Below are 12069 nucleotides of genomic sequence, written 5' to 3'. Positions count from 1 at the left end.
TTACACCGACAGTCGACAGCTATCCAGGCGGCGAGTCGAAAACAGATTGGCGCGTACAAATAACTTTCGTCAGCGTTGTCGATTCAGGCCCCGGTTATTCGACTAGACAGCGAATCACCCACAATCCAGCGGAGACAAGACCATGCGATTCATGATCATTGTGAAAGCCAGCCCGGACTCCGAGGCCGGTGTAATGCCCACCGAGGAACTGATGACCGCGATGGGCAATTACAACGAAGAGCTGACCAAGGCCGGCATCCTCATTGAGTGCGACGGCCTGCAACCGAGTAGCAAAGGCGCCCGGGTGCGATTCTCGGGCGAAAAACGCACGGTCATCGACGGCCCGTTCGCCGAAACCAAGGAGCTGATCGCCGGTTATTGGATATGGGAGGTCAAGTCGAAAGAGGAAGCGATCGAGTGGGTCAAACGCTGCCCCAATCCGATGCCGGGTACCGAAGCTGAGATCGAGATTCGCCCTATATATGGGGCCGAAGATTTCGGCGAAGAGTTCACCCCGCAACTGCGCGAGCAGGAAGAACGGATTCGCGAGCAGATGAAAAAGCGTTGAACCGTTCAGGGCATTAAACGGCACACCACTGCATCATCGTTCTTCGTGGGCAAGCCTCGGTCCTACCGGCGCGAGCTTGTCCGCGCCCCCCCACCTGATTCGCATTAACTCCAGTACACAAACAAACTCCGAAAACTTGTTCAAAAATCCAATGCGCCCTCATACCGACTGGCTAACCCGAAGTTAGCTGCTAACTTCAACAGACGTGTCCTACAGGCTTGAAAGGAAAGAGATTACGTCGTAAACGGTAAGGAACGACACCCATTACATCCCACTCGATTTGTGGGGCGCAAAAGTGTGGAAATCCGGGGCCAATATTCTCAACGCCTTCATCGAACCGCAATGGACCGTGGAGCGCAAAGGCGATGGCCTGCTGCAGTTCACGCTGTTCGCCGGGCTCAATGTCACGTTCGGTAAATGAGGATATCTCTATGCACGGTGCAATTCGCTTGGCCGGCTACAGCCTGATGACCATGTTCGTCAGTTGCGGCGTCGGTGCCCAGGACCTCGATACCCGAGTCGGCAAGATGTTGGAAAACAGTCTGCGGGCCCATGAAGCGATCCCCTGGCTCTCTGCCGGTCCGCTGGTGATCAATCTGCCGTCCCGTCCGGCAAACGACGACGCAACGGACGTGGAATGACGCCCAAGGGTTCAATAAGGAATTTTATGAATAACCGCCTGTTGCTCACCGCGCTGTCGCTCGCCCTGAGCACCAGCGCCTGGGCCGACTTCACCGCCACGCCTGAAGAAGCCCGGAGCATCGCCAAGGAAGCCTACCTGTACGGATTCCCGGTGGTGGAGATGTACAAAACCCTCTACTCCCAGGCGGTCGACAAAAATAGCGCGAACTTCAAGGCGCCGTTCAACCGGATCGGCAACACCGCGAAGGCGTTCACCGCCAAGGACACTGCGTTCGTCACACCCAACGCCGACACGCCCTACTCGTTCGTCTGGATGGACCTGCGCGCCGAACCGGTGGTGCTGACCTTGCCGCCCATCGACGAACACCGTTACTACTCTGTGCAATTGATCGACGCCTACACGCAGAACTTTGCGTACCTGGGCACCCGCAGTACGGGGAACAACGGCGGACACTTCATGGTCGCAGGCCCCAACTGGCAGGGTCAGCAACCGATAAAAATGGATCGAATGCTGCGCAGCGAAACCAACATTGCCTACGCCCTGTATCGCACGCAGCTGTTCGATGAAAAGGACCTGGCCAAGGTCAAGAAAGTCCAGAAAGGCTACAAAGTCGAAACGCTGAGCCACTACGTCAAAAAGAAGGCCCCGCCCGCCGCGCCGAAGATTGCCTGGCCGAAACCCACTCCGACCATGAGCGATACGCCGGACCTGTTCCGCTACCTGAACTTCATGCTGGCCTTCGCCCCGGCGCAGGACGCGGAACAGGACCTGCTCGCGCGCTTCAAGACCATCGGTATCGAAGCCGGCATACCTTTCAGACTGCACGACTTCACATCGGAACAACGCCAGGCCCTGGAAGACGGTATCAGTGATGCCAAGGCCGAATTCGCCCGGTTCAAGAAAGACAAAGTCGATACTCACGAGGTCACCAGCAGCGATTTCTACGGCACCCGCGATCACCTCAAGGGCAATTACCTGTACCGCTACGCCGGCGCCAACATGGGGATCTTCGGCAACTCGGCCGAAGAGGCGAATTACATCGGCTATTTCGTCGACAAGGATGGCCAACCGTTCGATGCCTCGAAACACGATTACACCCTGCATTTCGACAAAGGTGCCCTGCCCCCAGCCGATGCGTTCTGGTCGCTGACGATGTACGACGGCAAAAACAAATTGCTGGTGGCCAACCCGATCAATCGCTATCTGATCAACTCGCGGATGCTGCGCGAGCTCAAGTTCGACGCCGACGGTGGCCTGACCCTTTATCTGCAAAACGAGGCACCGTCCAAGGACTTGCAAAGCAACTGGCTGCCAGCGCCAGAAGGCCCGTTCTTCGGGGTATTACGCCTGTACCTGCCGAAACCGGAAGTCACCAGCGGCCAATGGGAAATGCCCCTGTTGACCCCTGTGATCGGCGACTGAAGGCAAGACCCGAGGACTTTTCGACGGGAAACAGGTAGGGTGCGCAAAATCAAACTGCCACCATCCCCCGGTTTCAGGGAAGCTGTCGCGTCGCGGGTTTTCATGGAGTTGCACACGCAATGAGTTGCTGGACCCTCCTCGGTCTCCCGGCCGATGCCGATACGCGCAGTATCAAACGCCAATACGCCATCCTGCTCAAACAGACGCGCCCAGATGAAGACCCCGAGGGCTTCCAGCGCCTGCGTGAGGCCTATGAGCAGGCGCTGAGCATCAAGGAATGGGAGCAGTTGCGCGAGGATGACGCTAGCGACGACGCCCCGTGGGACCTGACCGGGCTGTCGGTGGTTGAAGTCGACACGCTGCAACTGGTCAGCCGTTCGCTGGACGGAATCAGCCGTGTCGAGCTCGAACGACGCCATGCCATCGCCGTCGAACATGGCGCGGCCGATGTCATGGAAGATGCGGTGCTGAGGCATTGCGTCGAACACTTCGAGACATCCGAAACGCTGCTCGACTGGGCGATGGAAACGTTTCACTGGTTCAGTCTCTGGCAGCGACTGGAACTGGACGAAGAGCTGATCGAAGCGTTATCGCAGCAGCGCAAGCGCTTGGCCGAGCGTCGTGAAGCACCGATATTCCTGGCCGGGCAACGGCGTCTCGCCGCAGAACCAGCCGCCACGCCGGAGCATCGCGCTGCCCATTTGCTCTTGGCGCCGGGCTCATTCAGTCAGCGCCGCGCCCTCGCCCGACGTTTGCGCGAAGACGATTGGGTGCAATGCCGCAAGCTCAGCTCTGCGTTATACGCCCACCACCCGGACATCTGCGCAGGCCTGCCAGGTGGCACGCCGTTCTTCTGGCGTGACTGGGAACATGCCTACGACAGTTGGCCGATGTACCTGGGGATCGTCTTTGCCTGCCTGATCGGCACCTTTGTTCAGTACGCGCCGTTGGGCACGCGTCTGGGCGGATTGATCGGCATCGCTGTGTTCTGGTCGGTGATTTTCGCGGTCGTCGGTTGGGTACTCAACTGGCTGACGGCGCACGTTGCCCACCGCTTCTGGTTGCTGGACGACCGATTGAGTGTGCGCCTTTCGCCCTCGCTCATGCCCCTGCCGTTTGGCGTGCTGCGCGATCTGATTCCCTGCATTGCGATGGCGGCGGGCATTGGCAACGTATATGGCGTGGTCGGCAGCATCGTTTACGTCGCCACACTGACGGGTGTCGGACTTATACGCCGGCGGGAGGTCAGACCGCAGGTTTCGTGGCAACACGCCAGCCCCTTGCTCAAACGTTGCCTGATGGGCGCGGGCATTTTGGTGCTGGTTTTAATACTCGGCGTGTTCAAAGTGATCTCAAGCCAAGGTACGGTCAACCGCAACCAGGGCTTGCAACAGTGGACCGAACGCTTGTGCAGCCGGATGCCGGTTACCGCCAGCGACTGCAACGCACCGGCCACTGTTGAGCAGTGGTACGGCCAGGAGAAACAGCCATGAACCCGAAATGGCTGTTCCCGGGGGCCACCATTGTGATGCTGATCCTGATGGGGCTGGCCGGTTCTTCGAAATTTGTCGCCCGCATCGATTTGTGGCTGGATCGACACGACGCTCCGCTCACCGCGCAGGCCAACGCCCTGAGCCCGGTGATCGATTGCATCAACCGGGTCGACGTGCATTGGCGGGTCGCCTACGAATTGTACAAATCGCCGAAGCAACCTGCGGAACCGGTGCGAGACTGGATCGCCAACCAGCATGATTTTGACGACAACGGGGCCAGTGATGCGCCCGGCATTCAAAGGGATATCTGTTCGCCGAAAATAAGCGAAAAACTCAAGCTACTGAACTACGACCCACCGCTGGCGTTGAAAGCCGATGCCTACGCGCAGGCATTACAGCAAGTGACGCCCTTTACGCAGCAAATCACCTTTTACCGACAGGCGCGTTTTTCGACCGCCATCAGTGAGGTGCAGCCCGCCTTTGCCGATCAATTCAGGCCCAGGGCCGAGGACTACCTCACGGCGTCAACGGTACTGAGGCAGCAGGTTGAATCGCTCGACCTTGAACAACGGCGCGAGCAACTCAATCTGATCGAAGCACGTCTGGGCAAGGACATTCACTGGTATTTGCTGGCCTACATGATCCAGGCCAGGGACACGCTGAACCTTGTAACCGAGGGTGTGAAAAATCGAACCCTGACGCCGCCGGCACTGGCTAGAACCATCGCTGAACTGCAATTGGCCTGGGATTACCGGCAGCAGTTCAGCCGATACCAATTACCGGAAACGCAAAATCGTAACGAAGTACCCCGTTATCTCTGGTCGCACATTGCCAGGCCAACACAGACGTATCTGGATGCCTTGAATGCTCTGCACAGGGACTGGAAGAACAAGGCTGAGCCGCAGCGGCTGAGTGATGACTTTTACGCTGTTACCCGTGGGTATGACTCGTTGATCAGCCATTACAACCGGTTGGCCCGTGCAGAGTATTGAGAGATAGGGTGCCTGTAAGGCCGCCTTCGCGAGCAAGCCCGCTCCCACAGGAGGAACGCATAAACCTGTGGGAGCGGGCTTGCTCGCGAAGAGGCCATCAGCTTCAACGCATTATTTGGATTTGAGCTTCAGATACGACTGATGCAAATCCGACGCCCAGCCATCGATCACCCCTTTCACATCATCGGCCTTCATCACCTGAGAATCGTTTTCCAGCGGCTTGCCGGTGCCCTTGCGCACGACCTGGGCTAACACATGGTTATTGCCGCCATCGAGGAACACCGCTTCGGTAGCCAGATCGGTCTGCTGATCACGAATACCGCTGGCCGTGCTGACCGCCGCCGCCACCAGCGCAATCGGGATCACTTCATAAGGTTTCAGCCCTTCTGTCTTGCTGCTCACCGCCGTAATTGCAGCACGCACCACCATCACACCCGGGCCGGGACCTGCGGCCAATGGCAGGGATTTACCCACTTCACGCTTCAGCGCCTGGTCGTAGTAACCGGTGATGCCATTGAGGGTGGCCTGCGGGATTTTCACCGTCGGTTGCGGTTTCGGATACAGCTGAGTCGGCTCAATGTAGACGCTGGTGAATTTACTCATGTCGAGCTTGGGGTCGACCCAACGCATCACCGTCGCACCGGAGGGCGACTTTGCTTCCTTGAGTTGGCTGTAGTCCTTGAGAAAACCTGAATACTGGTCCGGCTCAACGACTTTGCTGGCACATCCCACAACCCCGATCGAGGCAATGCACAACGTGCCCATCATTAACGCAAGCTTCATGCTGTAACTCCTGTCAGAAGGCCGACAACGGTATTGCATAGGGGAATTACAGTTATAGCCAACACACAGCGTTTTGTTTTCAAAAAGCACAATATTCATCTATCGCTGCGCATTGGCTCACAAGCGCCGGGTCTTCACCACGAAGAACCACTCTTCAACGCCAACTCCCGCCGACTGTTCGCCCGCATCGCCTTGATCAACGACACCGTGCCCACCAGGATAATCACCCCGGCGAACAGGAAGTCGATGGTGTACAACTGGAAGTCTTTCATCGGCCCCACCAACAAGACCCGGATCGCACCGATACTCACCAGCGTGGCGAGAAAATCGATCCCCGGCTCATCGCGGTAGAACACGTGCAGCAGCGGCAGGCACAGCACCAGCAACAAGAGCAGCACGATCACTTTGAATGAGCCTTTGCGCTCGACGCTGAACGCGCATTCGTGGGCGCCGTAAGCCTTGTAGTCCTCGTCACGGATCATCGAGTTACGTTCATTGATGTAGTCGACGCGGTTGTACTTCTGGATAGGCGTGAAGGTGTTCGACATCTCCATCAGCGTGGTGATGTTCTTGAACCTCAGATCAATGCGCTCGTTGCCCTTGAGGTAATACAACACCGGTTTGTAGCCGTAGCGGTAGGTATCGAAGGGAAAATCCGTGGCCCGGCCCTGAACCCCGATGGGCCTTGGTTCGAGTTCGGCGTAGGCGCTTTTGCTGGCCGACGCGAGGTTGCGGCTCAGCGGCTGAACCTTGACCTGTTCAAGGAAAATCGGCGTGACGCCGAACGACCACTGCAGGGGTTCCAGGCGCAGGCGCAGTTCGTTGCGACCCAGGTCGTAGCGGTTGAAGGTACGCTCGGACACCACCACGGCGCCACTGAGCATGAACTCCCCGCGCACGGTGTTGGTGATGCGCAGCGTCAGTTGATCCTTGCCCAGCGCCGCGGCATCGCTGGCCGGTGGCGTGCCGCACCACGCCGTACTGTCGAAGGCTCCGCCCAACTGGCCGTCACGGTTTTCCTTGAACACATAAAAATAACTGGCCCACAGCGCCAACATCAGCAACAGCGCAATCAGCCCCAAAACCTTCTTGCCCACACTCAAACCAGACTCCTTTCTTGACTGACTCCCTTTCGAGTTGCGGACTCTACCAAAATGCCATCATCGGCCCAAGAAAAAATACAAGAGCACGCCTCGTAGCAACTGTGGCGAGGGGATTTATCCCCGTCCGGCTGCAAAGCAGTCGTAATACCTGAACGCACGGTCTTTCTGATGCACCGCGTGGTCTGAATTCACGACTGCTTCGCAGCCGAACGGGGATAAATCCCCTCACCACAGGGCGCTGCTCGACAGCTGCTACAAAAAATCTGACACTCTCGTGTCAGCGTCTTCTGAACAACGGCCGCGGTTCAATCACTGAACGTCCATAGAGCACACTCATCCCGGCCAGTCCCTTCAGCGCGTCCTCAGCGGATTTGTCTTCACGAACCGCAAAGCTGTCGAACCCGCATTGGCGCATGTGGCTGAGCTGATCGCGCAGCACATCACCGACCGCGCGCAATTCGCCGGTCCAGCCCAATCGAGTTCGTAGCAAATACGCTTGGCTGTAACCGCGCCCATCGCGAAAACTCAGGAAATCCAGGGCGATCAAGGGCAGCTTCTCGAACCAGGGCCTGAGGCTTTCCACCTCATCGTCCGGCCCCAGCCAGACCGCATGCGGTGCTGGCGCTTGAAGCCAGCGACTCAGCGGCAAAATCACCGACCCGGCCGGCAGCTCACCCTCTACGTCCCGGACCAGCACCCACGGATCGTCAGTCACAATCCGCGCGTCACCCTCCTCCAGTCGCAACAGATTGTTCATGCCGAAACCTCCAGCATCTTCGGATACACCTGCTCCTTGAACGGCTCCAGACCGATGCGCTGCAAGGTGTCGACGAACAGTTCCTCGCTCTCGCGGTAGTCAACGAACGTGGCGATGATCCGCTCGATCACCCCGGGCACCTCAGCTGCGCTGAACGATGGGCCGATGACCTTGCCCAAGGCGCTGTTCTTGCCCTGGCTGCCACCGAGGGTGATCTGGTACCACTCGCTGCCGTTCTTATCGACCCCCAGAATGCCAATGTTGCCGATGTGGTGGTGACCGCAGGCGTTCATGCAGCCGGAGATGTTCAGGCTGATGTCGCCCAGGTCGTGGAGGTAATCCAGGTCTTCGAAACGTGCCTGGATCGCCTGGGCAATCGGGATCGATTTGGCGTTGGCCAGCGCGCAGAAGTCGCCGCCGGGGCAGGCGATGATGTCGGTCAGCAAGCCGATGTTGGCGCAGCCCAGGCCCTGCTCGCAGGCCAGGCACCACAGCGTATAAAGATCGGCCTTGGGCACGTCCGGCAGCACGATGTTCTGTTCGTGGGCGATGCGAATCTCGCCGAAACCGAACTGCTCGGACCACTCGGCCACCGCCAGCATTTGCGCGGTCGTCACGTCACCCGGCGGTGAGTCGTACCCCGGTTTGGTCGACAGCACCACACTGGTGTAGCCCGCGACCTTGTGCGGCTGAACGTTGCGTGTAACCCAACGCGCGAACGCCGGGTTCTCGGCCAGGCGGGTGCCGAAATCCAGGTCCGTGTCGGACAGCGAACGGTAGTCGGGGGATACGAAGGCACTGGCAACCCGCTCATATTCGACGTCGGTCAATTGCGCCGGACCGTCCTTGAGGTATTGCCATTCCTCCTCCACTTCCCTGGCGAACGCTTCGATGCCCAGGGCCTTGACCAGAATCTTGATCCGCGCCTTGTACTTGTTGTCGCGCCGGCCGTGGCGGTTGTAGACCCGCAGCACTGCCTCGACGTAGGACAGCAAATGTTGCCACGGCAAACCCTCGCGAATCTGCAAGCCAAGGATCGGCGTGCGCCCCAACCCGCCGCCGACAATGACCCGCAACAGCATTTGCCCGTTGTCATCGCGATAAAGATAAAGGCCGATGTCATGCATCATGATCGCGGCGCGGTCCTGCTCCGCCGAGCAAATGGCGATCTTGAACTTGCGCGGCAGGTAGAGGAATTCCGGGTTGATGGTCGACCACTGACGCAGAATCTCGGCCAGCGGTCGCGGGTCCATCAGCTCATCCGCCGCCACACCGGCAAACGCTTCGGTGGTGATGTTGCGCACGCAGTTGCCGGAGGTCTGGATCGCGTGCATTTCGACCTGGGCAAGGCGTTCGAGAATGTCCGGCACCTGCGCCAGCTCGATCCAGTTGAACTGCATGTTCTGCCGGGTGGTGAAGTGGCCATAACCGCGATCGTAATCTCGGGCGATGCTCGCCAGCGTGCGCATTTGCGTGGCGCTGAGGGTGCCGTAGGGAATCGCCACGCGCAGCATGTAGGCGTGCTTTTGCATGTAGAGGCCGTTCTGCAGGCGCAACGGCAAGAACTCTTCTTCGCTCAACTCGCCGCTCATGAAACGCTCGACCTGATCGCGAAACTGCGCAACCCGTTCGAAGACCAGGGCCCGGTCATAGTCGTCGTACTGATACATGTGGCTACCTCATCAGGATCTGGCATAGAACCTGTGGGAGCGGGCTTGCTCGCTCCCACAGGGATTGCGGTGGGTGCCGAGCTCTGTGGCTCGTTGAGGCAGTGACTATGAACCTGCGGCGCAGCGCGTTACAGATTCACCTGAGCACTAAAAAACCGTATCAGACTGCGTCAGATCACCGCAGGCAGGCCTCATATCTGATCCGCATAAACTCGGTTTTTCTGAGTCTGTTTTGTTTAAGGCAGGCTTTCTACAGTTGACGGCATGCCAGTCCGGGTGGCCTGGCAAGACTTTGCAACCGTGGAAGCATTGACCATGAGCACAGCAACAATCGGACAGGCCTATAACTACAAGGTCGTGCGCCAATTCGTCGTGGCAACCATTGTCTGGGGTGTCGTGGGGATGGCGATGGGGGTGTGGATCGCCTCGCAACTGGTATGGCCCGAGATGAACCTCGACCTGCCGTGGACCACCTTCGGCCGCTTGCGCCCGCTGCACACCAGCCTGGTGATTTTCGGCTTTGCCGGCAGCGCGCAATTCGCCGCCAGTTACTACGCGGTGCAGCGCACGTGTCAGGTGCGGCTGTACTCCGACAAACTGGCCTCGTTCACTTTCTGGGGCTGGCAATCGGTGATCGTGGTGATGCTGATCACTTTGCCGCTGGGCTACACCACCACCAAGGAATACGCCGAGATCGAGTTCTCCGGCGCGGTGTGGATGACCGTGGTGTGGGTCGCTTACGCCATCGTGTTCTTCACCACCGTGGTGCAGCGCAAGACCAAACACATTTATGTCGGCAACTGGTTCTTCGGCGCGTTCATCGTGGTGATCGCGATGCTGCACGTGGTCAATCACCTGTCGATCCCGGTGGACTGGTTCAAGTCCTATCCGGTGTATTCCGGGGCCACCGACGCCATGGTGCAGTGGTGGTACGGGCACAACGCCGTGGGCTTTTTCCTGACCACCGGGTTCCTCGGGATGATGTATTACTTCGTGCCGAAACAGGTCGGCCGGCCGGTGTATTCCTATCGGTTGTCGATCGTGCACTTCTGGGCACTGATCACCCTGTACATCTGGGCCGGCCCGCATCACTTGCACTACACCGCGCTGCCGGACTGGGCGCAGTCGCTGGGCATGGCGATGTCGCTGATCCTGCTGGCGCCGAGCTGGGGCGGGATGATAAACGGCATGATGACGCTCTCGGGCGCCTGGCATAAATTGCGCACCGACCCGATCCTGCGTTTTTTGGTGCTGTCGCTGGCCTTCTACGGTATGTCGACGTTCGAAGGGCCGATGATGGCGATCAAGACTGTGAACGCCCTCTCCCATTACACCGACTGGACCATAGGCCACGTGCATGCAGGCGCCCTCGGTTGGGTGGCGATGATCACCTTTGGTGCCATCTACCACATGGTCCAGAAAGTCTTCGGCCGCGAGCAGATGTTCAGCACACCGCTGATCAACCTGCACTTCTGGCTGGCAACCATCGGCACGGTGTTGTACATCGCCTCGATGTGGGTCAACGGCATCACCCAAGGGTTGATGTGGCGTGCGATCAACGACGACGGCACGTTGACCTATTCGTTTGTGGAAGCCTTGCAGGCCAGCCATCCGGGGTTTGTGGTGCGCTTTGCCGGCGGGGTGTTCTTCCTCAGCGGGATGTTGCTGATGGCGTACAACGTGTGGCGCACCGTGCGGGTGGCGGACGTGGCGATGGCCGAACGTGATGCGCAGTTTGCGTGAGGTTTGAGATGACCGAGATTGTGCTGAATCTGTTTGGGGTCGTGGGGTTTTGGCTGGCGATTGAATATTGCCTGAAACACCAGACGGCTGAGAGTCTGGAGGATGCGAGTCTGATTCCGTTTGCGGATGACCCTGAGGTGGCGCGGCGGGTGGAGTTGGCGACGGGGAAAACCGTGAAAGCGGTGGCGCCGGAAGAAGCTAAACTTGGTTGGGGCAACCTCGAAATCTGACACCTCACCTGACTAATGTTGGAGGCAGCCTTTGTGGCGAGGGGATTTATCCCCGTTGGGTCGCGAAGCGGCCCCAAAAAAGGGACTGCTGCGCAGTCCAACGGGGATAAATCCCCTCGCCACAAAAGCTCGGCCGCACAATGGATTGGTGGATTCAGCCGCGTTCGCGGGGAATAAGGCTCTGCAACTGCTGCGCCAGGAAGTTCGCATCGAACGCAAACGTATCCGGATCCTTCAAGCCATTGGTCTTGCGCCACTGCCAGCTCGAGGCCGGCGGCAGGCACACCAGCGAAATGCTGCCATACCGGGCAGCCGTCAAGCCCATCACCGCCAACGAAATCTGACCACCGGCGCCCATCACATCCGGCACAAACTCCACCGGTTTGCCGGCGATGACAATGCTCAGTTTCTCGGTCTTGAACGTCGACGTCTCGACGGGAACGCTCGGCCCTGAAGCGACGTACACCTCGCGACTCACTTCCAGCAGATTCGGCACCTGGACCGGTTCCAGCCACTGCTGGATCTGGTCGAACAGTTCACCGATGCGCGTCGCCCACACGGCCGATTGCGACTCAAACACTTGCTTCTTGTGCGCTTCGCTTTCTGCATAGTGGCGAAGCATCTCGCCCAGTTGCTGTACGTCGTCCATTGCGGTGTTCCTTTGG

General features: G+C 58.8%; 13 protein-coding genes. 8 read left to right on the top strand and 5 right to left on the bottom strand.

Annotated elements, in window-relative coordinates; genetic code table 11:
- Positions 1–142 precede the first annotated feature (142 nt).
- The 6 genes from ACA053_RS13450 (at position 143) to ACA053_RS13425 (ending at position 5118) form a co-directional block, all read left to right on the top strand.
- Positions 143–568: a YciI family protein gene (locus ACA053_RS13450; RefSeq protein ID WP_109630691.1), complete on the top strand. Its 426-nt coding sequence runs from the start codon at positions 143–145 to the stop codon at positions 566–568.
- Between the two features lie 295 nt (positions 569–863).
- A complete protein-coding gene (locus ACA053_RS13445) occupies positions 864–989 on the top strand; it encodes a hypothetical protein (RefSeq protein ID WP_256597507.1) in 126 nt (41 codons plus the stop codon).
- Between the two features lie 10 nt (positions 990–999).
- Entirely contained in the window at positions 1000–1209 is a 210-nt protein-coding gene (locus tag ACA053_RS13440; protein WP_497317785.1) for a hypothetical protein, read from the top strand.
- A 26-nt stretch (positions 1210–1235) separates the two neighbouring features.
- Positions 1236–2633, top strand: coding sequence for a DUF1254 domain-containing protein (locus ACA053_RS13435; protein ID WP_497395886.1), 1398 nt, complete (start codon positions 1236–1238; stop codon positions 2631–2633).
- A 119-nt stretch (positions 2634–2752) separates the two neighbouring features.
- Positions 2753–4126, top strand: a complete 1374-nt coding sequence (locus tag ACA053_RS13430; RefSeq protein WP_497395884.1) for a J domain-containing protein — start codon at positions 2753–2755, stop codon at positions 4124–4126.
- Between the two features lie 35 nt (positions 4127–4161).
- Positions 4162–5118, top strand: coding sequence for a DUF3829 domain-containing protein (locus tag ACA053_RS13425; RefSeq protein ID WP_497395882.1), 957 nt, complete (start codon positions 4162–4164; stop codon positions 5116–5118).
- 111 nt (positions 5119–5229) lie between these two features.
- Here the strand turns inward: ACA053_RS13425 and ACA053_RS13420 are convergent, their stop codons facing one another.
- The 4 genes from ACA053_RS13420 to nirA form a co-directional block, all read right to left on the bottom strand.
- Entirely contained in the window at positions 5230–5901 is a 672-nt protein-coding gene (locus ACA053_RS13420) for a DUF3313 domain-containing protein (protein WP_497317777.1), read from the bottom strand.
- A 134-nt stretch (positions 5902–6035) separates the two neighbouring features.
- A complete protein-coding gene (locus ACA053_RS13415; protein WP_497395880.1) occupies positions 6036–7004 on the bottom strand; it encodes a hypothetical protein in 969 nt (322 codons plus the stop codon).
- Positions 7005–7281: 277 nt separating this feature from the next.
- Positions 7282–7761, bottom strand: a complete 480-nt coding sequence (locus tag ACA053_RS13410) for a DUF934 domain-containing protein (RefSeq protein WP_497395878.1) — start codon at positions 7759–7761, stop codon at positions 7282–7284.
- Entirely contained in the window at positions 7758–9431 is a 1674-nt protein-coding gene (nirA, locus tag ACA053_RS13405; protein ID WP_497317771.1) for a nitrite reductase NirA, read from the bottom strand. The genes ACA053_RS13410 and nirA overlap by 4 nt, the downstream gene beginning before the upstream one ends.
- Before the next feature lie 315 nt (positions 9432–9746).
- On the opposite strand from nirA, the gene ccoN reads away from it, so the two are divergent.
- Positions 9747–11174, top strand: coding sequence for a cytochrome-c oxidase, cbb3-type subunit I (ccoN, locus tag ACA053_RS13400; protein ID WP_497395876.1), 1428 nt, complete (start codon positions 9747–9749; stop codon positions 11172–11174).
- A gap of 8 nt (positions 11175–11182) precedes the next feature.
- A complete protein-coding gene (locus tag ACA053_RS13395) occupies positions 11183–11404 on the top strand; it encodes a cbb3-type cytochrome c oxidase subunit 3 (RefSeq protein WP_497395874.1) in 222 nt (73 codons plus the stop codon).
- 154 nt (positions 11405–11558) lie between these two features.
- On the opposite strand, the gene ACA053_RS13390 is transcribed toward ACA053_RS13395, so the two are convergent.
- Entirely contained in the window at positions 11559–12053 is a 495-nt protein-coding gene (locus ACA053_RS13390; protein ID WP_497317767.1) for a hypothetical protein, read from the bottom strand.
- Positions 12054–12069: the final 16 nt, after the last annotated feature.

It is taken from the genome of Pseudomonas sp. LBUM1672, from assembly GCF_059695655.1.
The sequence above is the reverse complement of the archived record's forward strand: the minus strand, read 5'-3'. Positions and strand labels throughout refer to the sequence as shown.